15 protein-coding genes are annotated in these 24,446 nt (G+C 70.1%); 4 read left to right on the forward strand and 11 right to left on the reverse strand.

The window, feature by feature from the left end:
- The first annotated feature begins 142 nt into the window (after positions 1–142).
- Genes ACIBJG_RS19360 through ACIBJG_RS19370 form a run of 3 tightly spaced genes read left to right on the forward strand, consistent with a single transcriptional unit; the run spans position 143 to position 3,368 of the window.
- Positions 143–1,528, forward strand: coding sequence for an ABC transporter substrate-binding protein (locus ACIBJG_RS19360; protein WP_399308730.1), 1,386 nt, complete (start codon positions 143–145; stop codon positions 1,526–1,528).
- On the forward strand, positions 1,525–2,457 hold the full coding sequence (locus ACIBJG_RS19365) for a carbohydrate ABC transporter permease (RefSeq protein ID WP_399308731.1): 933 nt from the start codon (positions 1,525–1,527) through the stop codon (positions 2,455–2,457). Before ACIBJG_RS19360 ends, ACIBJG_RS19365 begins: the two co-directional genes overlap by 4 nt.
- Positions 2,454–3,368 (forward strand): carbohydrate ABC transporter permease, encoded by a 915-nt coding sequence (locus tag ACIBJG_RS19370; protein ID WP_399308732.1) that lies wholly within the window; start codon positions 2,454–2,456, stop codon positions 3,366–3,368. The genes ACIBJG_RS19365 and ACIBJG_RS19370 overlap by 4 nt, the downstream gene beginning before the upstream one ends.
- A 43-nt stretch (positions 3,369–3,411) precedes the next feature.
- Here ACIBJG_RS19370 and ACIBJG_RS19375 read toward each other — a convergent pair whose 3' ends face one another.
- The 6 genes from ACIBJG_RS19375 to ACIBJG_RS19400 all read right to left on the reverse strand — a co-directional run bounded on the left by ACIBJG_RS19375 (position 3,412) and on the right by ACIBJG_RS19400 (position 13,383).
- A complete protein-coding gene (locus ACIBJG_RS19375) occupies positions 3,412–4,545 on the reverse strand; it encodes a LacI family DNA-binding transcriptional regulator (protein ID WP_399308733.1) in 1,134 nt (377 codons plus the stop codon).
- Positions 4,546–4,695: 150 nt separating this feature from the next.
- The gene (locus ACIBJG_RS19380; RefSeq protein WP_399308734.1) at positions 4,696–7,794 is read right to left on the reverse strand and encodes an alpha-mannosidase; all 3,099 of its coding nucleotides are present in this window, start codon (positions 7,792–7,794) and stop codon (positions 4,696–4,698) included.
- On the reverse strand, positions 7,787–9,775 hold the full coding sequence (locus tag ACIBJG_RS19385) for a DUF2264 domain-containing protein (RefSeq protein WP_399308735.1): 1,989 nt from the start codon (positions 9,773–9,775) through the stop codon (positions 7,787–7,789). The genes ACIBJG_RS19380 and ACIBJG_RS19385 overlap by 8 nt, the downstream gene beginning before the upstream one ends.
- Entirely contained in the window at positions 9,775–11,394 is a 1,620-nt protein-coding gene (locus ACIBJG_RS19390; RefSeq protein WP_399308736.1) for a substrate-binding domain-containing protein, read from the reverse strand. The genes ACIBJG_RS19385 and ACIBJG_RS19390 overlap by 1 nt, the downstream gene beginning before the upstream one ends.
- 73 nt (positions 11,395–11,467) lie before the next feature.
- Entirely contained in the window at positions 11,468–12,409 is a 942-nt protein-coding gene (locus tag ACIBJG_RS19395; protein WP_399308737.1) for a carbohydrate ABC transporter permease, read from the reverse strand.
- Positions 12,406–13,383 carry an ABC transporter permease gene (locus ACIBJG_RS19400; protein ID WP_399308738.1) on the reverse strand — a complete coding sequence of 326 codons (978 nt, stop codon included), beginning with the start codon at positions 13,381–13,383 and terminating at the stop codon, positions 12,406–12,408. Before ACIBJG_RS19400 ends, ACIBJG_RS19395 begins: the two co-directional genes overlap by 4 nt.
- Before the next feature lie 286 nt (positions 13,384–13,669).
- On the opposite strand from ACIBJG_RS19400, the gene ACIBJG_RS19405 reads away from it, so the two are divergent.
- A complete protein-coding gene (locus ACIBJG_RS19405; RefSeq protein WP_399308739.1) occupies positions 13,670–15,850 on the forward strand; it encodes an ROK family protein in 2,181 nt (726 codons plus the stop codon).
- Positions 15,851–16,035: 185 nt separating this feature from the next.
- Here the strand turns inward: ACIBJG_RS19405 and ACIBJG_RS19410 are convergent, their stop codons facing one another.
- The 5 genes from ACIBJG_RS19410 to ACIBJG_RS19430 all read right to left on the reverse strand — a co-directional run bounded on the left by ACIBJG_RS19410 (position 16,036) and on the right by ACIBJG_RS19430 (position 24,058).
- The gene (locus ACIBJG_RS19410; RefSeq protein ID WP_399308740.1) at positions 16,036–17,856 is read right to left on the reverse strand and encodes a glycosyl hydrolase family 28-related protein; all 1,821 of its coding nucleotides are present in this window, start codon (positions 17,854–17,856) and stop codon (positions 16,036–16,038) included.
- A 128-nt stretch (positions 17,857–17,984) separates the two neighbouring features.
- The gene (locus tag ACIBJG_RS19415; RefSeq protein ID WP_399308879.1) at positions 17,985–18,953 is read right to left on the reverse strand and encodes a hydroxyacid dehydrogenase; all 969 of its coding nucleotides are present in this window, start codon (positions 18,951–18,953) and stop codon (positions 17,985–17,987) included.
- Positions 18,954–19,113: 160 nt separating this feature from the next.
- Positions 19,114–22,140 (reverse strand): alpha-mannosidase, encoded by a 3,027-nt coding sequence (locus ACIBJG_RS19420; protein WP_399308741.1) that lies wholly within the window; start codon positions 22,138–22,140, stop codon positions 19,114–19,116.
- A gap of 167 nt (positions 22,141–22,307) precedes the next feature.
- Positions 22,308–23,396 carry a Gfo/Idh/MocA family protein gene (locus ACIBJG_RS19425; protein ID WP_399308742.1) on the reverse strand — a complete coding sequence of 363 codons (1,089 nt, stop codon included), beginning with the start codon at positions 23,394–23,396 and terminating at the stop codon, positions 22,308–22,310.
- Complete coding sequence (locus ACIBJG_RS19430) at positions 23,381–24,058, reverse strand: ThuA domain-containing protein (RefSeq protein ID WP_399308881.1); 678 nt, start codon at positions 24,056–24,058, stop codon at positions 23,381–23,383. The genes ACIBJG_RS19425 and ACIBJG_RS19430 overlap by 16 nt, the downstream gene beginning before the upstream one ends.
- Positions 24,059–24,446 lie beyond the last annotated feature (388 nt).

The following is a 24,446-nucleotide window of genomic DNA, read 5'->3' on the forward strand; positions in this document are numbered from 1 at the left end:
ACGCCCCCCCCCCCCCCCCCCCCCCCCCCCCCCCCCCCCCCCCCCCCCCCCCCCCCGGGGGGGGGGGCCCCCCCCCCCCCCCCCCCCCCCCCGCCCCGCCCCCTGGGCCGTACCTGTTTCGCAGAAGAAGAAAGGCAAGACGATGAGGTCTTCCGGATCTCCGAGAGACGGCCGACGCCGCACCGTGCTGCGCACCGCGGCGGCCGCGCTCTCCCTGGCCACGACGGCCGTGCTGGCCGGCTGCGCCAGCGCCGACTCCTCCACCGACACCTCCTCCTCGCAATCGGCGTTCAAGCCGGTCACGCAGAAGGACGGTTCGCAGATCACGGTGTGGGCCGACTCGACCCGGCTGCCGTCCGTCAAGGCGTACCAGAAGGCGCACCCGGACGTGAAGATGAAGGTCGTCACGTACGACGGAGGCGCCGACGGCTCCTCGTACCTCCAGTCGAAGGTGCAGCTCTTCGACCGCACCGGCAGCGGGTGGCCGGACGTGGTGTTCGGCTCGCCCACCGACGTGACCTGGGCGTCGGAGCCGACGAAGCCCGGCGCCAAGGCATTCGCCGCTCCGCTGGACGACAAGCTCGTACCCAAGGGCACCCTGGACGGCTTCGCCAAGGGTTCCCTCACGCCGTGCCAGTTCAACGATCACACGTACTGCCTGCGCAACGACATCGCCCAGGTCGTCCTCTGGTACAACAAGCCCCTCATGGACAAGTGGGGCTACAAGGCCCCCACCACATGGGAGCAGTACGAGGCGCTGGGCAAGCGGGTCGCCAAGGAGCACCCCGGCTACCTCGTCGGCTCCATCGGTGACACCAACTCCCACGAGTCGTACTTCTGGTCCGGCCAGTGCCCGGCGTTCAGCCTGGTCGAGCCGGACACCCTGCGCAGCGACCTGAAGGACGAGAAGTGCGTCCGGATGGCGAAGATGCTGGACAACCTGGTCTCGGCCAAGGCCGTCACCACGAAGGGCTTCTTCAGCCAGGGCTTCGCGAAGGACAGCGGTGACAAGGTCCTGATGGCGTACGGACCGTCCTGGTACGGGCAGTACGTCTTCAAGACCGCGTTCAACACACCGGCCAAGGAGATCGCGGTGGGTGCCCCGCTGGGCTGGGAGGGCGAGTCGACGCCCGCCACCGGAAACGTCGGCGGCGGTGTGTGGATGGTCTCCTCGCACAGCGCCAACCTCAAGGCGTCCACGGATCTGGTGACCTGGCTGGCCACCTCCGACGAGAACCAGGCGTCGGCGCCCACGTACCCCGCGTACACCAAGGCGGCACAGGCCTGGTTGGCCAACCCGGCCAACAGCGACTACTTCGCCAACGACGTGAGCAAGCCGTTCCAGCAGGCCGCGGACCAGGTGTGGACCGGCTGGTCGAACACCAAGTTCTCCGACGCCACGGCCTGGTCGAGCGTGGTCCTGCCGGCGCTGACCGCCGGCAAGAGCCTGGAGTCCACGCTGCCCGCATGGCAGCGCGAGATCAGCAACCAGGCGAAGGCCGACGGATACCAGGTGGTCAACGAATGACCGTGCTGGAGACCGAGCCCCTCGCTGTCTCCTCCCGCCGCCGCGGCACCGCGCCGCGGCGGCGGGGCCGCAGCAAGGTCGGTTACTACTTCGTCGCCGGATACGCGCTGTTGCTGACCGCGTTCGGCATCTTCCCCACCTTGTACTCGTTCTATCTGGCGCTCACCAACGACCGGGGCCAGTTCACCGGCTTCAACCAGTTCGTGAAGGTCGCCCAGGACTTCCGGTTCGTGCCGGCCTTCGCCCACATGCTGCTCTACCTGGTGATGTGGCTGATCCTGCTCGTCGTACTCGTCGTACTCGTCGCGCTGGTGCTCCGCACCCGGGTGCGGCCGGGCACGTCGGCGCTGTTCCGCTTCCTCTACTACATTCCCGGCGCACTCGCCGGGGTCGCCAGCGTCCTGGTCTGGCTGTTCATGCTGGACCCGGACGTCAGCCCGGTGTCCTGGCTGCTGGAGAGCATGGGCATGCACAGCTTCGCGGCCGTGCTGGCCCCCGGCAACCTGCCGGTCATCCTCGTACTGATCGCGTTCTGGACGGGTGCGGGCGGCTGGATGGTCGTCATGTACGGGGCGCTGAACAACATCCCGGACGAGGTGCTGGAAGCCGCCCGGATGGACGGGGCGGGGCCCTGGCGTACCGCCTGGCACATCCAGATCCCGATGATCCGGCAGTGGATCGTCTACATGGCCATCATGGCCTTCGCCACCGGCACCCAGCTGTTCGTCGAACCCCAGCTGCTGCAGACCGCGAGCCTGGGCCGGGTGAGCCCCACCTGGTCGCCCAACCAGCTGGCGTACGTCTACGCCTTCCAGCAGGGCGACTTCAACGGTGCCGCCGCCATCTCGGTCTTCCTGCTGGTCCTGGGGCTCGTGGCCGCCGGTCTGCTGGTCGCCCGGTCGAACCTGTTCAAGTTGGATGAGAAATGACGCAACTCACGCTCCCGCCACAAGCGGCGGCCCGACGCCTCCGGTCCTCCCGAGCCGTCTCCTTCCTGATCGTTGGCCTCCTGCTGGCGCTGCTTCTGGTGTTCTTCGTCCTGCCGGTGATCTGGCTGCTCCTCGCGCCGTCGAAGACCGCCGGGGAGGTCGTGCACGACAACCCGTTCTCCTTCGGCTCGTTCCAGCAGATCGGCACGGCCTGGCAGCATCTGTTCAGCTTCCAGGACGGCGCCATGGCCACGTGGCTGGGCAACTCGGCGATCTACTCCGGTGGTTCACTCATCCTGACCCTGGCGGTCAGCGTGCCGGCCGGGTACGCGCTCGCTCTGACGGAGTTCAAGGGGCGCAAGACTCTTCTGACCATCACCCTGGTCACGATGATCATGCCGCAGGCCACCCTGGTGCTGCCGATCTTCCTGGAGCTCAACCGCTTCCATCTGATCGGCACCGTCTGGTCGGTGATCCTGCCCTTCTCGTTCTATCCGTTCGGGGTCTACCTGGTGTACATCTACTTCGGGAGCAGCCTGCCCAGGGACCTGCTGTCGGCTGCACGGATAGACGGCTGTACGGAGTGGCAGCTCTTCACCCGCATTGCTCTTCCGCTGGCCAAGCCGGTGGTGGGCCTGGTCGCCTTCTTCAGCTTCGTGGGGAACTGGAACAACTTCTTCCTGCCGTACCTCGTGCTGCCGAGCAGCGAGCAGTTCCCCATCCAGGTGGGCCTGAACCAGCTGCTGACCTCGACCCCTTCGTTCAATCCGGTGGCCGGCGCAGGGCTCAACATCACCATTCCGGAGCTGGCCCTGGCGATTCTCGTGGCGATCCTGCCCGTGCTGGTGCTGTTCCTCTTCTCGCAGCGCACGCTGGTGTCCGGGATGCTGGCAGGCGCGACCAAGGAGTAGGCCGGGCCGGCCGGAGGCCGCGCGGTGTGGAAGCCGGCGCCGCTCAGAATCCCGGCGGTGTCGAACCGCGCACGACGATCTCCGAGGGAAGGACGAGATGCCGCCGCTGTCGGCCTCCGTCATGCACGGAACTCATCAGGATCCGGGTGGCCTCCGTACCGAGGTCGTGCAGCGGCATCCTCACGGTGGTGAGGCCGGGAACGACGTAGCGGGCAAGGGGCTGGTCGTCGAAACCGGTGACGGCCAGATCCTCCGGGATGCGCAGACCTTCGCTACGGGCCGCCTCGATGACCTCGGCGGCGATGAGGTCCGAGCCGGCCACCACGGCCGTGGGAGGAGTCGGGGCGGACAGCAGGGCCCGGGCGGCATCCCTCGCCGCGTGCTCGTCGAAGTCGGCGTGCGATTCGCTGAAGTCCACGCCGCCCGCCTCGGCGGCCGCCGTCCTGAACCCCTTGGCTCGCAGGGTGCAGGCTGCCACCTGTGGGGGGCCGTTGAGCAGGTGCAGCCGTCTGCGCCCGGTGGCGATGAGCCTCCGGGTCAGTTCTGCCGCGGCCAGGTCGTGGTCGGTGTCCACCCACCAGCTGCCCGCGGCCGTGGCCCGGTGGCCGATCGTCACGCAGGGAATTCCCGCGCGGACGAGCGCGGCGCGCACCCCGTCGCGGGGGCCGGCCGCCGGCAGGACGACGCCGTCGACACGCCGTCTGACGAGCGTGTCCACGGCACGGTCGAGCTTGTCGGGCGAGGTGATGGAGATCAGCAGCAGGTCGTGGCCCGCGGCATCGGCCGCGTCGCCGATCGCCCCCAGCAGCTCGGGATAGGTGTGATGCAGCGCCATCTCCGACGCCTGGAGCGGAAAGACGACCGCGAGGGTGCTGCTGCGGCCCGTGGACAGCTGGCGGGCGCTGGAGTCGGTGCGGTAGCCGTGCTCGGCGATCAGCGCCTCGATCCGGGCCCGCATCCGGGGGCCCACCCCGGGACGGCCGTTCACCACGCGGGAGACGGTGCCTGGCGTCACGCCCGCCAGCGCGGCGATGTCCTTCACCGTCACGGAGGCCTGTCCCGCACGGTGGCGGACCCGGGCCCCGTTCCGGGGGTCGCGCGCCCCGGTGCGGTCCGGGCTGTCGCCGGCGCCTGGGGCGGCCCGGCGGCCGGCGCCGCCGGAAGTCTCTTCAGGCACGCTGGACCCTCTTCATTTTCAGCAGTCTGATCACATCGCTTGAGCACCCTAGCCCACGCCCCCCGGCAGGGCGGGGCGTCGGAGGGACAATGTGCCACAACAGCACAGTCGCCATCCAACGCCCCGCCTCAGAATAGGAGTTGCGTGAACCTACGCACCTGCCGGACGCAGCCGCAGGGTGCGGATCTGGAAGGGGCGCATCCGCAGCTCCGCCACGGACGGCTCCGCCTGTGACGACATCAGCGCCTGCTGCGGTTCCTCGAGCAGGTCGCAGTCGTAGATGCCGGCGACGGGGAATCCGGCCGTCAGCCGCGCCGTGACCGCTCCCCCGCACGCCTCGTACAGGCGCACCACCACATCGCCGCTGCGGTCGTCCGCGAGCTTGACCGACTCCACGACCACGTCCGTCGTGTCGAGGGCGACCAGTGCCCCGGCCTCGGCCGACGCGGAACGCAACGGCAGGTTGAGCGCGTACCCGCCCGCGATGGCCTCCTCGATCCCGGCGCCGGCGAGCAGTGCGTAGCTGAACGAGTGTCGCCCCCGGTCCGCCTGCGGGTCCGGACTGTGCGGGGCCCGCAGCAGGGAGAGGCGGACCGTGGTGGTGGTACCGCCGTCCTCCTCGCGGGTGTCGCGGCCGACGTCGTGTCCGTACGTGGAGTCGTTGATCAGAGCGGCGCCCCAGTGGCGTTCGCCGACGTGAACCCAGCGGTGCGCCCACAGCTCGAAGCGTGCGGCGTCCCAGCTGGTGTTCTCGTGCGTGGGCCGCTGCACATGGCCGAACTGGATCTCGGAGCTCTCCCGTTCGGCGTGCACGTCGAGCGGCCAGGCCGCCTTGAGTACCACGTCGCGCTCCTGCCAGTCGATGTCCGTGTGGACGGTCAGCTGCCGGCTCTCAGCCGTCAGTTCGAGATGCTGAACGATCGTGGTGTCCCGGTGGGTGCGCTCGACCCGCACGGAGGCCAGCAGCGGACCCTCGTCCGTGAGCGTCACAGAGTCGGCGACGTCGAGGTCGTGCACGGTGTCGCGGTAGTACCGGTCGATGTTCCACGCCGACCACAGGTTCGGGTCGTCCGGGTGGATCTGGAGCAGGTTGCCCGCGGCGCCGGGCGCGATCGCCTCGCGCCGGGCGGTGCGGTCGTACACCGAGGTGACCAGGCCCCTGTTGTCCACGACGACCGTCAGCAGGCCGTTGTCCAGGACGAATCCGCCGTCCGCGGCTCGTGCGGTGACGACCGCCCGGGGGCCGGCGAGGGTGCCTCCGGTGGCGAGGGCGGGCACGTCGGCGAGGATCGCCGCCCTGCCGTCCGAGAGCTGCTGCGCGTGCGGCAGTCCGGTGCCGCCGGCGACGACGGCGACCTCACGGCGCGCGTAGGGCCCGGCGTTGAGCAGCGCGGGATCCCCCGGCAGGCTGCGGGCGGCGGATTCGATCACCGCCTCCAGCTCGGCGCGGATCTCCCCGTACTCCCGCTCGGCCTGCTGGTGCACCCACGCGATGGAGGACCCGGGCAGAATGTCGTGGAACTGGTTGAGCAGTACCCGCCGCCAGACCGTCTCCAACTGCTCGTACGGGTACGGGGCACCGGCCAGGACCGACGCCGTGGCGGCCCAGAGCTCGGCCTCCCGCAGCAGGGCCTCGCTGCGCCGGTTGCCGCGTTTGGTGCGGGCCTGACTGGTGTAGGTGCCCCGGTGGTTCTCCAGATACAGCTCGCCGCGCCACACGGGCAGCCGGTCGTGTTCCGCCCGGGCCTCGGCGAAGAACTCGGAGGGTGGGACGATCTCGACCTTCGGTGATCCTTCGAGGTCGCGGAGACGGCGCGCCTTCTCCAGCATGGTGCGCGTGGGACCCCCGCCGCCGTCGCCGTAGCCGAAGGGGACGAGCGAACGCGTCGCCACGCCCTTGTCCGCGAAGTTGGCCTCGGCGTGGACGTTCTCGCTCGCGGTGAGGGAGGCGTTGTAGGTGTCGACGGGCGGGAAGTGGGTGAAGATCCGGGTCCCGTCGATGCCCTCCCACGCGAAGGTGTGGTGCGGCAGTTTGTTGGTCTCGTTCCAGGAGAGCTTCTGGGTGAGGAACCACTTGGCGCCCGCCAGCTTGGCGAGCTGCGGATAGGCGGCGGTGTAGCCGAAGGAGTCGGGCAGCCAGACGCCGTCCTGCTCGATCCCGAACTCCTCGGCGAAGAAGCGCCGCCCCATGACGAGCTGGCGGGCCAGGGCCTCACCGCCGGGCAGATTACCGTCCGCCTCCACCCACATGCCGCCGACCGGGACCCAGTTGCCGTCGGCCGCCGCCTTCTGCATCCGGGCGAAGATCTCCGGCCGCTGCTCCTTCATCCACGCGTACTGCTGCGCGGAGGAGCAGGCGAAGACCAGTTCGGGGTACTCCTGGGCCATCGTGGTCATGTTGGTGAAGGTGCGGGCGCACTTGCGTACGGTCTCGCGGACCGGCCAGAGCCAGGCAGAGTCGATGTGCGCGTGGCCGACGGCGTTCAGGGTGTGCGCGGAGGCGTGTGCGGGGCGGGACAGCACGTCGGCGAGCAGGCTGCGGGCCCCGGCCGCGGAGTGCGCCACGTCGTCGGGGTCGACGACGGCCACGGCGCGCCGCAGCGCCTGCAGGATCTCGTGGCGGCGCGAGGACCCCTCGGGGAGCTCGTGCATCAGCTCGTCCAGCACCTCCATGTCGTGGATGAGGTGCCAGACGTCGTCCTCACGGACGGCGATCTCGGCCTGCTCCAGGCGGTAGATGTGGGCGTCGCCGGCGGTCTCCAGCGATCCGTGGTGGGTGTGGTGGCCGGCGCTCCCGATGATCGGCGGGTTGGCGGCCAGCTCGATCAGCAGGTCGATGGCCGAACCCCCGGTGGCGGAATCGGTCAGCAGCACGCTGCGGTTGTAGGGGTGCAGCCCCTGCATGGGCGAGCCGTGGGCGTCGTGAACCAGACCCTCGGCCTGGCCGCCCGGCCCCCGGTTGGGGTCGAAGCCGAGGTCGAACACGGCCTCGACGCGGCGCCCCGCCCATGCGGCGGGGATCTCCGCGGTCGCCCGCATCCAGGTCGTCGACCAGGGGCCTCCCCAGGAGGCGCCGATCGCGAAAGGTTCGTAGGCGGCGTCCAGGGCCTGGGCGACTGGCACGGGCTCGCCCTCGACGTACCAGGCGGCCAGGGTGAGCGGCAGGGCGGAGCTGTAGAGGGCGGGGCGGACGACGCGATCGAGCACCTTGCGGATGCGCTGCTCGATGATCCGGCGTTCGTCATGCACGGTGATGGTCCTTCCAGAGGGGATGCGCGCCGTCCGGGGCGGGGAGACGGATGGTGTCCCGTGTCCCGTCGGGCCAGACGGCCTCGGCGACGAGCGTTGCGCCGTCGTTGCCGGTCGTGATGTGCGGGAGGGCGGCGGGGTCGGTCCCGCCGAGGTGGACGAGGGCGATGTACGCGGTGCCGTGGGTGACCGGGCCCGTGGTGTGCAGGACGGGAGTGGCGGAGGCGGCGCCCAGGGCGTTGCTGTCCTCGGAGCGCACGACGTCGGCGCCGGCCAGGCCCTGTACGCCGATGACGAGGGAGACCAGCCCGCCGGCCCCGCCGATCCGGGCCGTGACAGGGTCGGAACCTGTGGCCGGTTCCTGTGCCGGGTCGACCGCCAGGGCCCAGCCGCCCATGCGGAGCGTGGTGCCGGGCTCCGCCCCGTCGTCGGATGCCGGATCGACGCGTACGGCCCGTACCTCGACCGATCCGCGCAGCGCGGAGCCGACGGTGATCCAGGGGCCGAGCGTGTACGGGGTGTCCGGTCCGCCGAAGGGGTCCCACCGGGCGTCGGCCGGCCAGTGGGCGCGACTGCGTGAGACGGCTGTGGCGCCGTCGGCGGAGATTCGGGTCACCGGGCGCCGGTGGGAGGCCCGGCCGGCCGCGTCGATCAGGACGACGGCGTTGTCGAGCGGGCCGGTTTCCGGGCAGCCGCCGGGTCCCGCGGTGGGGTCGCCGGGCGTCTCGGGCGCGGTGTGCGTCGAGTAGGCGAACCGTGCGTAGCAGGGGTCGTCCGTGTGCGGTCTGGCCGGGTCGGCGTGGTCTCCGCCGTGGTTGACGACACGGACGACACCGTCGGACGCGGTGCCGGAGACGAGCCAGCCGGGAGCCTTCAGGGTGCGGGTGAAGTCGCTCTGTTCGACGGCGAGTTCCGTGGCCTGCTGTGTCCACACGGGATGGTCGGGCGGCAGCGCGAGACCGATGAATCCCTTGCTCGCCCAGTACGGGGAGGCCGGTCCCGAGTAGACCTGGAGGACGCCGCGGTGGGGCCGGTGCCAGCCGAGTGTGAGCAGGCCGTGTTCGTCGGTGGCGCCGTGGTCGGTGAAATGGTCCAGCATCCGGCTCGCGATCGCCCGGGTCTCCCCCGGCGCGAGGGGTGTCGCGTCGAACAGGGCCCCGGTCCACAGGGGTGCGAGCGCGGCGTGCCGGTAGGTGAGCGAGCGGCCCTGGATCAGCGGTGAGCCGTTGGCTCCGATCAGGAGCCGCTGGTCCTCCAGGAAGCGGTGCAGGCGTGCGCGGTAGCGGTCGAGGAGTCCGGGCGGCGCCGCGTCGCCGAGGATGCGGCAGAACCACAGCGGGTAGAGGTGCATCGCCCACCCGTTGTAGTGGTCGAAGTTGCGGTGCTCGCCACCGGTGAGTCCGTCGGAGTACCAGCCCTCGCCCGCGTACCATCCGTCCGTCAGCGCGATCGTGCGGTCGAGGTCCTGCTGCCGCCAACTGCCGTTCACCGTACGGGCGAACGCCTCGGTGACGCCCTGGAACCAGATCCAGTTGTTGCCCGGCATGGGGTCACCGACCATCGGGGCGAGCCAGTCCAGGACCTGCTGTCTGACCTGGTCGTCGAGACGGTCCCAGATCCACGGCCGGGTCTCGTGCAGCGCGAGCGCGACAGAGGCGGCCTCGACCTTGGCCTGGTTGCACTCGGCGAAGGTGGGCCAGCGTTCGGGGTTCGCCGGGTCGGTGCCCGCGGCCAGGCCGGAGGCGTACCACCCGGCGAGGTCGTGCGGGTCCTTGCCGTCCGCTCCGGCGAGCCGGAAGGCGGCCATCAGGAAGGTGCGGGCGAACCCTTCGAGTCCGTCGCTCCACGGACCGCTGTGGCTCGGGACGCCGGGCAGGTTGATCAGTGCGTGCCGGCCGGTGGCGTAAGGCCGCACGGCGAGCAGCATCCGGTCCGCGGTCCGCTCCCAGTGGGCGCGGTCCTCGCTGGGGGTACGGGACATCAGTGTGCGGCCTCCCATGCCTGCTCGTACTCGGCGCGGATCGTGTCGCCCATCTCCCTGCGCCACCGGCCTATGAGCTCGTCCCATTCCTTGAGCGGAAGGCGGCCCTGCATGATGCCCATGCGGGTGTCATCGAGGGTGGACTGGAACAGTCCGCCCTTGCGGGAGTTGGTCGGCGAGCGCAACGCCTCCGAGGGGTCGGGCACCAGATGTGGCACGACCTTCTTCTGGAAAACGTACTGGGCGGGCACGCTCTCGGGCTTGGCCGGGTAGTACTGGACGGCCGGCGCGTCGGTGGCGAAAATCGTCGGGAGGGTGACCTCGGCCTGCCCCTGCGTGGTGAGCACCGGGTCGGTTCCCTTGAGCGTGTGGTCCGTGCCGTGGACGCCGTACTTGCGCAGCAGGTAGCCGTCGGTCCCGAACGGCGCCGCGAGGGCGTTCATGGCGCGCAGGATCTGCTTGATGCGCTCCTTGGGAGCCTTCTTGATGATGAGGACGGCGTAGTTGGCGCCACCCTGCCACTGGGCGGCGTCGCCGCCGTCCCAGCCGGGTGCCTTCATGTAGCCGAGTTCGAAGCCCTCGGTGGCCGGTGCGTAGTTGGTGTAGAAGTCGTTGGCCGCCGAGGGGGCGTCCCAGGTCATGGCGATCCGTCCACTGCCGAACCACTCCTTGACCTTCCCGGTGACGGTGTAGGTGTCGGGGTGGAAGGTGCCGGCCTTGGTGAGCGAGCGGACCGCGTTCAGCGTCTCCTTGGCCTCTTCGGTCTCGTAGGACCAGGTGAACTTGCCCTTCTCCTCGCGCCACTTGTTGGGGCCGTTCAGCATCTGCATCACGAAGTTGAATGCCGTGACGGAGTCGCCCATCGCGTAGCGGTTGGCCTTCGGGTCCGTGATGTCCTTGCACATCTGGGCGAACTCGTGCCAGCTCTTCGGATTCGGGTCGACACCCGCCTTCTTGAACAGGTCCAGCCGCGTGTAGTTGGGGTTGCCCGAGAGCTGGCGCGGCATGGGCAGGGCGTAGATGCCGCCGTTGAACACACAGGGCGCCCAGGAGGCCGTGGGGATGTTGGCGAGGTAGGGGTAGTCGCGGATGCTGTCGCCGGACAGGTGCTCGGAGAGGTCCTGGAAGAGACTTCCGAGCATCTCCGGGGTGGCGATGGCGCTGGTGAGCAGCATCAGCATGGCGTCCGGGAGGTCGCCGCCGGCGATGGTCACGGCGAACTTGTTCGGGTAGTCCCCGACCGGGGTGATCATGAAGTCGAGATCGGTGCCGACGGACTTGTTGAGCGCCTGCCACATGACGTTGCGGTTCACCGGCGGCGGGACCGGATTGAAGATCAGCGTCATGATGTCGATGCCGGGACCCTTGGCGGGCGGCCCGTCCGGGAACGCCTTGACCGGGTCGGCGGGGTAGTGCAGGTAGGCGGGTGTGATGCCCTCGGGGGTACCGGGCATCGAGGTGGGCACGCCCTCGTACGGGATGTACGTGGGCAGCCTCACATCGGCGTTGGCCGACAGCGGAACGGACGGACCGCCGTCCCCGCAGCCCGCCAGGGTCATCCCGGCGGTGATGCCGGCGGCTCCGGCGAGGAAGCCCCGGCGGCTGAGTGCCGAGTTCACGGCAGTCTCCTCTCGGTACGTGCGGTGCGTGGTGCGTGGCGCTCCGGGGCGCGGTGCGCGCGGGTACGGGCGTTCATCCCTTGACCGCCCCGACCATGACGCCCTTGTTCATGTGCCGCTGGAGGAAGGGGTAGACGATCACGATGGGCACGATCGACAGGACGAGGATGGCCGCCTGCAGCGACTGGGTCGGCGGAATCGGCGCGCCGGCTGCGGCGTTGACCTGGCCTCCGCTGAGCGCGGCGTTGTTGACGACGTACGTCCGCAGCACCAGTTGCATGGGCCACTTGGACGCGTCGTTGATGTACAGGAGGGCGTTGAAGAACGCGTTCCAGTACGTCACCGCGTAGAACAGGCCGATGACAGCGACGGACGCCTTGGACAGCGGCAGCACGATCCTGCGCAGGATCGTCCATTCGGACGCCCCGTCGACGCGGGCCGCGTCGATGAGTTCTCCCGGCAGGTTCATGAAGAAGGAGCGCAGCACGATGACGTTGAAGGCGTTGATCAGTGAGGGCAGGATCAACGACCAGTAGCTGTTGATCAGATGCAGCTCTTTGACCATCAGGTAGCTGGGGATGACACCTGGGGCGAAGAGCATGGTCATCAGCAGCAGCATGAGCACGGGTTTGTGGCCGAAGGAGCCGGGCCGGCTCAGGCCGTAGGCCAGCATGATGGAGCAGCCGAGGCTCAGGGTGGTGCCGACGACGGTGACCCCGACGCTGACCATCATGGCCTTGGAGACGAGCCCGCCGGAGAGCAGTGCGCTGTACGAGGTGAAGCTGGGGCTGTCCGGCCACAGGACGTAGCCGCCGGCCTTGTTGATCTGGTTGGCGTCCGCGAGTGAGGTGGAGATGATCGCCACGAACGGCAGCAGTACCAGGACCACACAGGCAAGCAGGATCAGCGACTTGAGGGCACGCCACGGCGGCGAACCGGGTGTCTCACCCGGGATGGCGCTGTACGAGCGCTGCGGCCGGCGGCTCACCGGGCGGCTGGGCGACAGTGTGGTCATGAGCGGTAGACACCTTCTTCGCCGAAGAGATGGGCGATCTTGTTGGCACCCAGGACGAGCACGACGCCGACGACGCCCTTGACCAGGCCGACCGCGGCGCTGACGCCCCACTGCCCGCCGATGAGCCCGTTGTTGTACACGTACGTATCGAGTACCTGGCTGTTCTCCAGCCCCACGCCGCCCTGTTGCAGGATGATCTGTTCGAAACCGACGCTCAGGGCATCCCCGAGGCGCAGGATCAGAAGGAGGATCACCAGTCCGCGCAAGGCCGGCAGGGTGACGTGCCAGGTCTGTCGCAGCCGGCTCGCGCCGTCCATCGCGGCGGCCTCGTAGAGGTTGTGGTCGACGCGGGAGAGCGCGGCCAGGAAGAGGATCGTGCCCCACCCGGTGTCCTTCCAGATCACCTGGGAGGTGAGCAGGGTCTTGAACAGGTCGGGATTGCCGATGATGTTCCAGGAGCCCGCGTCGTGGGAGTTGAGGAAGAGGTTGAGCATCCCGTCGTTGCCCAGCATCTGCTGGAACAGCGAGACGACGACCACCCACGACAGGAAGTGCGGCAGGTACAGGACGTTCTGCACCCATTTCTTGATCCGCTCACTGACCAGGCTGTTCATCGCGAGGGCCAGCAGAATCGGCGCGGGGAAGACGAAGATGACCTGGATCAGGGTCAGTTCGAGCGTGTTGACCAGCGCGTGGACGAACTGCTCGTCGCCGTTGAAGATGACGTCGAAGTTGTCGAACCCGGTCCAGCGGCTGTGCATGATGCCGATGTACGGCTGATAGTCCTGGAACGCGATGACGTTGCCGAGCAGAGGGATGTAGTGGAACACGAGCAGCACCACGAGTCCCGGGATCAGGAACCAGAACAGTGCCATGTTGCGGCGGGGCCGCGAGCGGCGCGCCTTGCGGCTGCGGGAGCCGCGGGGCGCCTCCGCCTCCTTCGGCCGGACGGCCGGTTCATCAAGCGTTGTCATGCCACGAAAGCCCTTTCATAGGGATGCGGGCGTCTCCGGCCACCACCAGGACCAGCGGGGTCATGTAAATTCAACGCGTTGCCTTACGTCAATGCTTCCAACAGGTAAAACCTGTGATCATCTGTTGCGCAAGCACCCTTCCGTACTGCAAAAACACGACAGAAAGCGCGTTCTTGCTGGTGACGGCAGGACAGGAAGGAATGAACACATCTCCGAAGAACCGGAGCAACGCAACCGTGTGAGTGTTCGCTAAGTACTTTTACAGATCTGGATACGGAAGGCCGTCATGCAAGGATCCGGCGACATCTCTCCGTCCGACCGCGACCTCGCCGAGCTCGCGAACTGGGCGGGCGACAGGGCGGACCGGGGCATCCGGGCCGCCATCGTGCGGGACGCGGCGGCGGGCGTCTCCGTGGCGCAGAGCGCGCGCGGGCTCGGGGTCTCCCGCCCCACGGTGATGGCGTGGCGCCGGCGGTACATGGAGGCGGGCCTTGCCGGGCTCGATCACCGCCGGCGCAGCGGCAGGCCTCCCCGGATCGACGAGGCGGACGCGGTGGCGATGACGCTGGCGGGTCCGCCCCCGCCGCTTGCCCGCTGGTCGGCCCGCGCGCTTGCGGAACACCTCGGCGTCGCGCACTCGGCGCTCGGCAAGGTGTGGCAGCGGTGGGGTGCGCAGCCGGGCACCCCAGGAGGGCCGGTGCTGCTCGCCACGGAGACCCCCCTGGCGTGCCACCGGCCCGAGTTGCTGGGGGTGTGGGCGGGTACAGGCGGAGCAGGGCTGGTCGTCGCCGAGTCGGACCGGCCGGAGCGGCTGAGCACGGTCCCGGCCGATACCGAGGAACGACGGCAGCGCTACGCCACGATGACCGCGGGTCTGAGCCAGGCGCAGTTGCGCGCAGAGAACGGGCAGGCCGCCGCATGGGTCCCGGCGGAACTGGCCCGGCTGGCCGAGCGGTTCCCCGGCCGGGAGACCCACGTGGTGCTCTGGGGCGACGGTGCGGAATCGATACCGCTGCCGCCCGGCGCGGAACGGCACGTCGCGTCGCCCACGATGAGCTGGGTGGCGACGGTCTGCGTGGTGGCACAGCTGGAGCTGCGGCACCAGCCGCACCGGGCACGGGGGGCGCTGGACTCACTCGCGGCGGCCACCCGCGTACAGGCGGGGGCGCGGGACGGCCAGCCGTTCCGGTGGTTCCGCGCCGAGAGCGGAGCCGCCGACACCTCGTCGGCCGGAACAGCTCACCGGTCGTTCAACCAGCTCACGTTGGGTTCGTACAACGAGAAGCTGGTGATCGAGTCGATCCGGGTGGCGGGCGCACTCAGCCGGGTGGAGATCGCCGAACGCACTGGGCTCACCCCGCAGGCGGTGTCCGGGATCACCCGGAATCTGTTGACCACGGGATTCCTGTCCGAGAGCCGGCGCCGCACGCCGGTCCGGGGCACGGGCAAGCCGCGAGTGCCGCTGGAGCTGCGTCCGGACGCGGCATGCGCGATCGGGCTCCATGTCGACCCGGAGGTGATCACTCAGGTCCTGGTGGACCTGCGCGGCAACGTACGGGACCGCCGCCGGCTGGCGCTGCCACGGCCGAGTGACCCCGAGTGGTGTGTGGCGCGCCTGACGGAGATGGTCCGGGCAGCGCGGGGGGCCGTGGGAGCGCTGGCCGACAATTTGCTCGGCGTGGGGGTGGCCGTTCCGGGGCCGCTGGACTTCCACGCGGGGATGCTGCTGGATCCGCCGCTCTTCGCCGGCTGGGGTGACGTGCCACTGCGAGCGTGGCTGGGCCGGGCCCTGGGGTTGCCGGTGCTGCTGGAGAACGACGCGACAGCGGCGACCGTGGGTGAGCGGTGGCTCGGCGCGGCGGAGAGCTCGGGCGACTTCGTCTATCTGTACCTGGGCACGGGCGCGGGCAGCGGAGCCTTCCTGAACGGGGACGTGTTCCGCGGGTCCTCCGGCAACGCGGGCGAGATCGGCCAGCTGACGGCCTATGCGACGGGGCGGCTGGAACCCGACGGCAGCCCGCAGTTGGTCACCGAGTGCGCCCCGCTGTCCACGGTGGTCGCAAGGGCCGCCGCGGCGGGCATGACGCTGCCGCGGGACGGCGCGCACGCGGCGGTGTGCAGGGCGGCCGCAGCCGGCGATCCACGAGCCGTGCGGGCCGTCCGCGAGGTGGCGCGGGTGGTGGCCCGGGGTGCGGCCGGAGTGACGGACCTGTACGACACGGACCTGCTGGTCGTCGGTGGCCCGGCTGTGCCGCCGGAGGTGGCACCGCTCTACCTCTCGGAGATCTCCCGAGCCGTGAACGACTTCCCGACGGCGCGCCGCGTCCGGCGGGTGCGCGTGACGCACTCGACGCTCCACGACGGGGCGGCGGCGGTCGGAGCGGCGGCCGGCGTATTCCACTCGACCTTCACTCCCCCGCCCGTGCGGACGCCACGGGCAGGGGCGCTCAGCCCACCCGGGGCGTGAGGGGTGGGCTGAGGGCAGTGCCGGCGGATCGCTCGATGGGCCCGCGGCCCTCGGTTGTCATCCCCACCGGGACCGTTCGGCGGCCGCAGGCCTGGTGACCGGGACCGTTCGGCGGCCGCAGGCCTGGTGACCGGGACCGTTCGGCGGCCGCATGCCTGGTGTCATGACCCCTCAGGCCGGAGGTGTCACTCGGTGACCGTGAATGTGTCCTTTGAATCGTTCCGGGTTGCGACCTGACCCGGGAGCAGGTTCTTCACCGTGTTGTTCCGGAACGCACCGACGCCGGTGACACCGGGTGCGATCCAGATGCCCTGGTTGGCGGGGCCATCGATGGTGTTGTCCGTGAGCGTCGCCCTGATGTTCTTCCTGTCGATGTACAAGCCGGCACGCAGGGCGCCGCGCATGACGTTGTCGGTCATGGTGACGTTCGTGTACGCGTCAGGGAATCGTGACGTGGGGGCGGGGGAGCCGATCCGTACCCCATGCCGGACGCCGTTCCAGCCGCCGCCACCGATCAGGACGTTGCCGCTGACCGTGGCGGACTCGAGTGGGTGCCCCGAGTCGCCGAACACACTGATGTCCAGGGCACTGTTCGAGGACACGCTCTTCACGAGGTTGTTCCTGAACTGGATGTCCTCGCCGCCTGCGATGCGCAGGCCGTTGGCCCACCAGGGGGCGATCGCCGTGTTGTTCAGCACCCGAGCACCGCTCAGCTGTCCGTTGTCCCCATTGGTGCCGGAGTCGGAGTACACGGCGAAGGAGTCGTCGCCTGTGCCTCTGGCGAAGTTGTTCTGGACCGTGATGTTGTCGCCCTTGGTGTCCGGGCCGGGCTTGTTGCTGTTGTTGATGTTGAAGCCGTCGCCGTACGAGTCCCCGGTCCGGCTGTCGCGCATGGTGCCGCCGGTGCCGGACAGCCAGTTCGCGTCGGTGTGCCGGGTCCAGATCCGCTCCACCAGCCAGCCCTTGGCGCCGCTGGCGTTGATGCCGTAGTCCGCGCCGCCGGGGCCGCGGACATCCCGCCAGACGGCGTTGGAGTCGATCTGGATGTCGCTCAGCTCGGTGTCGGAGCCGACCAGGATCTGCGTGCGCTGCTTGGCGGGCAGCGGGGGCCGACGGTAGATCGTCGAGTACCACATGCCTGCGCCGCGCACGGTCACGCCGGTGAAGTTCAGCGGCGCGGCCCCCTCGAAGCTGTTGGTGAGGTACTTGCCCTCCGGGATCCAGACCGACTTGCCCTGTTCCCGGGCGGCGTCCACTGCCTGCTGGACGGCCGTCGTCGAGTCCTTTTCGAACGTCGGGTCTGCGCCGTAGTCGACGACGGAGAGCGAACCGTCCGGCCGGGTCCGCGCGGGCCCGACGTTCTCCAGGTCGACGGAGTCGACGGCGTAGAAGGATGCCTTGTTGCCGGAGTCCTTCCGGAGCGTGAGGGTGCTGCCTGCCGGGATGGGGGCGCCCTTCACCCTGACGGGGAACTCGTTGTAGAAGCGGTAGGCCACCCCGCCGGCGTTCGGGTCGTCCGGGTTGGTGCCCGCGCCTCGGTAGTTCCACGCCTGCTCGGAGCTCAATCTGATCGCCTGACGGTACTTGCCGTCGACGTAGAGGTTGAGCGAGGCCGTGATTCCGCCGCCCTCCGGTGCGTCCGGAATCGCGGCACGCACGACGAGGCTGTTCGCCTGCTTGCCGGTCCTGTTCGGCATCGACACCGATGCGCCGGTCACATCCAGTCGCGTATAGGCGTAGCCGGAGGCCTCGGTCTCCAGCGTGGCCTTCGTGGGTGCTGGGTCCCCCGGCTCGATGGAGTGGATGTCGGCACCGCCCGCCGGCCGGCCGGACTCGGTTTCGACGGTCGTGAAGGGTGTCCGGGCGCCGGCCGGGATGGTCACCCCGTGGTTCGCGCCGACGGTGTCGGCATGACTCTCGGCCCCGGGCAGAACAGTCAGGGCGCCGGCGCCGAGTACGGCCGCGCCGAGAAGGCAGACGGGGATCCGTCGGGTCCTGCGATACATGTGTCACCTCTTGATAGGGGATGAACAACGTGGAGGGCGTCGGGCGGTGAGGCCAGGGCGGCTCCGGGGCAACGGCAAGCGGAGGGCCCGCACGCCCCGTGCAGCGGTTCGGCAGACGCCCCGGCTCCTCAGGCCAGGCGGTCCAGTGACCGGCGGCCGACCTCGCCGCGCAGGGGCTCGCCCGCCACCCAGCGGGCGACCTCGTCCACCGCGTACGCCCCGAGCCGGCGCAGCTCGCTGCCCTGCGCGCCGGCGACGTGAGGGGTCACCAGGACGTTGGGCAGGGCGAGCAACGGGTGCTCGGGCGGCAGGGGTTCGGGATCCGTCACGTCGAGGTACGCCTCCAGCCGCCCGGAAGCGCACTCGGCGGTCAGTGCGTCGGTGTCCACGATGGGGCCGCGCGCCGTGTTGATGACCGCCCCGCCGTCAGGGATGAGCGCCAGCATCCTGCCGTCGAGCAGGCGCTCCGTCTCCGGCAGCAGGGGCGCGTGCACGCTCACCACGGCCGACCGGTTGCACAGCTCCGCCAGTCCGACGCGGGTCGCTCCCAGCGCACGGGCATCTTCGTCAGTCACGTACGGGTCGCTCAGGAGCAGTTCGTATCCCGCGTCCGAGCCGCGCAGACCGGCCAGGACCCCGCGGCCGATGCGCGAGGCGCCGACGATGCCCACGGTGCTTCCGTCGGCACCGGTCCGGCTGCTGAAGGCGGGCCAGCCCTTCGGGTAACCTGCGGCGGCGGTGAGGGTGCGCCGGGCGGCGAGGGTGATGAGCGCCAGGGTGTGGGCGACGACAGGGCCGGCGTTGGCGTCGGCCGCCGACGACACGACGATCCCGCGCTCCCACATGGCGTCGCTGACCAGGGACTTGACGGTGCCGGCCGCGTGCATGACGGCGCGCAGCCGTGGTGCACGCGCCAGCACGTCGGCGGCCAGCCGGGGGCAGCCCCAGCCGCTCACCAGGATCTCCGCGTCGGCGAGAAGGGCGAGGGAGGCATCGTCGGGCTGCGCGTTCACCCGCCCGGGGATCAGCCGGACATGCTCGCTCAGGCGGTCGCGCACCGCGGTGGGGAACACCAGCTCTGCCACCTCCGGCCCCATCGCCAGCACCGCCGTGGGTCGGTCGGGTCGGTCAGTCACGTGTGCGGTCCTCTTTCGGTAGGCACTGCGGGCGGAGGGCAGCCGGCCCCGCCCCATGGCGCCGCTCCTGTCCCCGTGTGCCGGGGGCAGGAGCGGCGCGAGCGGTGGCCGGCCATGAGGCTCAGACGCGCGGCAGGCGCAACGTCACCATCTGGAAAGGCCGGAGGGACAGCTCGACGCCGTCCCCCGCCAACCGGGGCTGCCCGGCGTCGGCGAGGGGGCGCTCCAGCAGATCCGTTGCAGCGGCCCGCCCGGCGGAGAATCCGTCGGCCGTGACGGTGGCCCGGGCACGCCCGCCGTTCGCCTCGTAGACCCGGACGACGAGGTCGCCGCTGCGGTCGTCGGCCAGCTTCACCGCGCTGACCACCACGGCGTCGTTGTCCACGGTCACCAGCGGGACCACCACGGTGGATCCGGAAACCCGCCGCTCGGGCACGTTCACCCGGAAGCCCTCGCGCACGGCGTCACCGATCGTGGCGCCCGGCACGAGCGCGTGCCGGAAGCGGTGGACGCCCTGGTCGGTCTCAGGGTCGGGATAGCGCGGGGCGCGCAGCAGCGACGCCCGCACGGTCGTCGTGGTGCCCGCGTCGGCAGTGCGCACCGAACGGCTGACGTCGTGGCCGTAGGTGGCGTCGTTGACGAGGGCCACGCCCCAGCCCGGCTCGTCGAAGTGGACGAAGCGGTGGTTGCAGGCCTCGAACTTGGCCCACTCCCAGCTGGTGTTCTGGTGGGTGGGCCGGTAGGCGTGGCCGAACTGGGTCTCGGAGGCGTACCGGTCGGCCTTCACGTCCAGCGGGAAGGCCAGCTTCAGGAACTTCTCCGTCTCGTGCCAGTCCACCTCGGTGTCGATGTCGAGCCGCTTGACGCCCGCCGGAAGCGACAGGTGCTGGGTGACCCGGGAGTCGCCGAAGACACGGACCACTCGCACCGCGTCCGCGTCGACGGTCAGTTCGGCAACGTCGGTGAGGTCGCTGCCGACGTTCCGGTAGAAGGCGTCGACGTCCCACGCGTCCCACTGGTTCGGGAAGTCCGGGTGGAGCTGGAGCAGGTTGGCCGCCTGCCCCGGTGCGACCGTTTCCCGGCCCGCCGCGACGTCATAGGCGGACACCACCAGTCCCCGCGCGTCGATCTCGACCCGCAGGAGGCCGTTGTCGAGGACGTAGCCGCCGCCGTCGCGTGCGGTGGGGGCGACCGGCCCGCCCGGGCCGGACACGCCGGACGCACCGCCGGACGGGACTCCCCCGCGGGTGTGCGGGGCAGCGTTGAACACCAGCTCGGTGGTGCCCGGGGCATCACCGGCGAGCGCGCCCTGCGCGGCGGCGATGATCGCGTCGAGCTCCTCGGCCACACGTGCGTACGTCGCCCGTGCCTCCCGGTGGACCCACGAGGTCGACGAGCCGGGCAGGATGTCGTGGAACTGGTGCAGCAGCACCGTCTTCCAGATCCGGTCCAGTTGCTCGTACGGGTAGGGGGCCCCGGTCCGTACGGTCGCCGTGGCCGCCCACAGTTCGGCCTCCACCAGCAGGTGCTCGCTGCGCCGGTTGCCCTGCTTCGTCTGTGCCTGGCTGGTGAACGTGGCGCGGTGCAGTTCGAGGTAGAGCTCGCCCACCCAGACGGGCGGGTTCGGGTATTCGGCCTCGGCCTTCGCGAAGAAGGCAGCCGGCTCCTCCCACTCGACCATGGCCGATCCGTCGAGGCTGCGCATCCTGGCCGCCTTGGCGACCATCTCCCGCGTCGTACCGCCGCCTCCGTCGCCGAAGCCCGTCGGCGCGAGGGAGCGGGTGGCGGCACCCTTCTCCTTGAAGTTCCTTGCTGCGTGCGCGATCTGACGTCCCGACATCTCGCAGTTGTAGCTGTCGACGGGTGGGAAGTGGGTGAAGATCCGGGTGCCGTCGATGCCCTCCCAGTCGAAGGTGTGGTGCGGGAACTTGTTGGTCCGGTTCCACGAGATCTTCTGGGTGAGCAGCCACTTGGAGCCCGCCGCCTTGATGATCTGCGGCAGACCCGCGGCGAAACCGAACGTGTCGGGCAGCCACGCCTCGTCGTTCTCCACGCCGAACTCGTCGAGGAAGAAGCGCTTGCCGTGCACGAACTGCCGGGACATGGCCTCGGAGCCCGGCATGTTGGTGTCGGACTCCACCCACATACCTCCGGCGGGCACGAACCTGCCTTCCGCGACCGCCTTCTTCACCCGGGCGTACACCTCGGGGCGGTGTTCCTTGATCCAGGCGAACTGCTGGGCCTGGGACATCGTGAACACGAAGTCGGGCTCCTCCTCCAGCAGGGCCGTCATGTTGGAGGTGGTACGGGCCACCTTCCGTACGGTCTCGCGCAAGGGCCAGAGCCAGGCCGAGTCGATGTGGGCGTGGCCGACGGCGCTGATGCGGTGGGCCGTCGCCGGGGCGGGGGCTGCGAGCACCCCGGCCAGTTCCTGCCGGGCGGCGGCGGCGGTGCCGTTGACGTCCTGGAGGTCCACGGCGTCCAGGGCGTTGCTGACGGCCCGCAGGATCTCCCAGCGGCGTGCGCCGTCCACGGGAAGCTCGACCATGAGCTCGCCCAGCACCTCCAGGTCCATGACGAGGTTCCACACGGTCTCGTCGCGTACGGCCAGTTCCATCCGGCCGAGCACGTACTGCGGGGCGTCGCCGGCGGTGAGCCGGTCACCCATGAGCGTCGGCTGGAACGGCACCCCGCCCACTTCGAGATCGGGGTTGGAGGCCGCCTCGACGTGCCAGCGGATCTGCTCCCCACCGACGGCCGGGGAGCCGACACGGACATAGGAGTTTCGGGGGTGGAGCCCCTTGACCGGCGTGCCGTCGGGCCGGTAGACGAGCCCCTCGCACTGGAAGCCCGGGGTGCGTGGGGAGAATCCGAGGTCGAGCACGGCCTCGACGGTGAGGCCTGCCCACTCCACGGGGACCTTGCCGCTGACCTTGAACCAGCTCGTTCCCCAGGGCGCGCCCCACGGCGTGCCCGGGGCGATGGGACGGGTGGGGGCCGCGAGCCCCTCCTGGACGGGAACCGGCTCACCTGTGGTGGACCAGATCTCCACGTCCAATGGCGTGGTCCGGGGGTGGATTGCGGGGCGGATGCGCTCCCTGAGGACGCGCTCCAGACGTGCTTCGACCAGATTGCGGTCATCGTGCATGAGGACAGTCTCCTGTAGCTGCAGACATGCGTGGTGAGTCTGACGGCCGGGTGGTGGTGGCCTGATGGAGACGAGAGAGAGTCTCTCCCGCGTCGGATACTCCGAATCGCGCGAGCGGTTAATGCCCTGTGGGGCTGCGGTGGGCGGGCGGCGGGCCGCCGGCCGGGTCAGTTGCCGGCGGGCTCCACGGGGGCGGGGCGCTCGCAGGTGCTCGTCACGGCACGTGCGGCCCCCTGGTCCGCCGCGTCCATGAGCGTCAGCATGACGTCCAGGACGTGGGCGGAGAGCTCGGCGGAGGCCCGGTGCGGCCGTCCGGCCACCAGCGCGTCGGCGAGGTCGGCGAGACCCGTTCCGCGTCCCCCGTCCGGGTAGCCCGCCGAGACGGGCAGCGTCTCCCACGCGCCGTTGCGGTGGATCTCGACGGGGCCGTCGAAGCCGTTCGGGTCAGGCACCGACAGCGAGGCCGCGGTGCCGTGCACCTCGATGCGCGGCAGCCGTGCGGCACGGATGTCGAAGCTCATCACGAGCGTGGACAGGGCGCCGCCGGCGTGTTCGAGGACGCCGGTGATGTGAGTGTCCACCTCGACCCGGAAGCGCTGCCCGGCACGCGGGCCGCTGCCGATCTCCCGTTCGGCCCGGGGCCGTGAGGAGGCACCGGTCACCCGGACGACCGGGCCCAGCAGATGCACCAGCGCGGACAGGTAGTAGGGGCCCATGTCGAGCAGGGGCCCGCCGCCCGGCCGATAGTAGAACTCCGGGTCCGGATGCCAGGCCTCGTGGCCCGCGGTCGTCATGAAGGCGGTGGCCGCGACCGGGGTGCCGATGAGTCCGTCGTCGACGGCCTTGCGCGCGGTCTGGGTTCCGGTGCCGAGGACGGTGTCGGGCGCGCAGCCCACGCGCAGCCCGGCCGCGCGCGCCGCCGCCAGCACGCTCTCGGCCTCCTTGCGGTCGGCGGCGAGCGGCTTCTCGCCGTATACGTGCTTCCCCGCCCGGAGCGCGGCCAGGGCGACCTCCGCGTGGACGGCGGGCACGGTGAGGTTGAGGACCGCGTCCACATCGTCCCGCGCCACCAGGTCGGCCACGGTCGGGACCACGGCCACCTCTCCCCCGGCCTCGGCGGCGGCCGTCTCGGCGCGGCCCCGGTCGAGGTCCGTGACGGCTGTCAGCCGTAGGCCGGGCAGTCGCGCCAGCGTAGAGAGGTAGGCGCCGCTGATCTTTCCCGCGCCGACCATGCCGATCCTCAACGGCTCGCCCACAGCAGTCCCCTCTCGGTGAGTGTCCGGACTTCCGGCACATCGAAGTCGTCCGGCTTGTGGCCGATCGTCGATACGAAGACGCGGCCCCGGCCCCAGGTCCGGGTCCATACGGCGGGCATCACGGCCGGGCGGTCGTGGATCTCGTCGGCCGGGAAGGTCGTGGTGGCCAGGACCTCGACGAGCGGGTCGGTGGACATCCAGTACTGCTCGGTGTGGACGGTGAAGTCCTGGAGGCCGGCGATGACCGGGTGGCTCGCGTGCTCAGGGAGCAACCGCACCGTGTGGTCGTGATAGCCGGGCGGGTGCATGAGGAACTGGCCGCCGGTCAGCCTCTGGTAGTCGAGCTCGCCGCGGAAGGAGTCGACGATGCCGCCGTGCCATCCGGCGAGTCCGGTGCCGGCACGGACTGCCGCGGACAGTCCCGCGGTCTGCTCGCGGGTGATGGTGCCCATGGTCCAGCACTGCACCACCAGGTCGGTGGCGGCGAGGAGTTCGGCGTCCTCGTAGACCGCGAGATCCTCGGCGGTCTCGACGGCAAAGCCTTGTTCCTTGAGGAACGGAAGGAACATGTCGGTGATCGTGACGGGCTGATGCCCGTCCCAGCCACCACGGACGACAAGCGCCCTTCGGGTATCGGTGGTCAAGGTTCTGCACACTCCTATCGACGCCACGCGGCAGGGCGCAGCGGTCGGCTGTCGGATGATGACCAAGGTGGTGGTGGAGGCCGCGCTGAGCCGTGGGCCGGGGAGCCGGCCAGGCATGGGACCGTCGCAGGTGAATTCCTCTGCACGGGGCGCTGCGGCGAAGCGCCACTCGAACCTACGAAGCTTCGGACCAATTCGTCAAGGGGCCATACGAATTGGCCCGACAGGAATCTCCCCGCCTTCCGTCACAGCGGAACGGACCGCCCCAATCGGCCTATTTCGGAAAGTAAATAGCCTGACATATCACCTCTTGCGCGTTGATGAAGGCACGACTACGTTGCGGCACGGGCCCGTTGGAGCGGTGCGGGCTCCTGCCGCCCACCCCCACACGCACCCCCACGCACCG

This window comes from Streptomyces sp. NPDC050422 (genome assembly GCF_044458665.1).
In the GTDB taxonomy this organism is placed as follows: Bacteria; Actinomycetota; Actinomycetes; order Streptomycetales; family Streptomycetaceae; genus Streptomyces.

What these genes read in the sequence shown, in the direction of transcription:
- ACIBJG_RS19385 (WP_399308735.1), bottom strand. Translation starts at nt 9,775, where the DNA reads ATGTCCCGTACCCCCAGCGAGGACCGCGCCCACTGGGAGCGGACCGCG.
- ACIBJG_RS19395 (WP_399308737.1), bottom strand. Translation starts at nt 12,409, where the DNA reads ATGACCACACTGTCGCCCAGCCGCCCGGTGAGCCGCCGGCCGCAGCGC.
- ACIBJG_RS19420 (WP_399308741.1), bottom strand. Translation starts at nt 22,140, where the DNA reads ATGCACGATGACCGCAATCTGGTCGAAGCACGTCTGGAGCGCGTCCTC.
- ACIBJG_RS19360 (WP_399308730.1), top strand. Translation starts at nt 143, where the DNA reads ATGAGGTCTTCCGGATCTCCGAGAGACGGCCGACGCCGCACCGTGCTG.
- ACIBJG_RS19370 (WP_399308732.1), top strand. Translation starts at nt 2,454, where the DNA reads ATGACGCAACTCACGCTCCCGCCACAAGCGGCGGCCCGACGCCTCCGG.
- ACIBJG_RS19400 (WP_399308738.1), bottom strand. Translation starts at nt 13,383, where the DNA reads ATGACAACGCTTGATGAACCGGCCGTCCGGCCGAAGGAGGCGGAGGCG.
- ACIBJG_RS19415 (WP_399308879.1), bottom strand. Translation starts at nt 18,953, where the DNA reads ATGGGGCCGGAGGTGGCAGAGCTGGTGTTCCCCACCGCGGTGCGCGAC.
- ACIBJG_RS19405 (WP_399308739.1), top strand. Translation starts at nt 13,670, where the DNA reads ATGCAAGGATCCGGCGACATCTCTCCGTCCGACCGCGACCTCGCCGAG.
- ACIBJG_RS19365 (WP_399308731.1), top strand. Translation starts at nt 1,525, where the DNA reads ATGACCGTGCTGGAGACCGAGCCCCTCGCTGTCTCCTCCCGCCGCCGC.
- ACIBJG_RS19410 (WP_399308740.1), bottom strand. Translation starts at nt 17,856, where the DNA reads ATGTATCGCAGGACCCGACGGATCCCCGTCTGCCTTCTCGGCGCGGCC.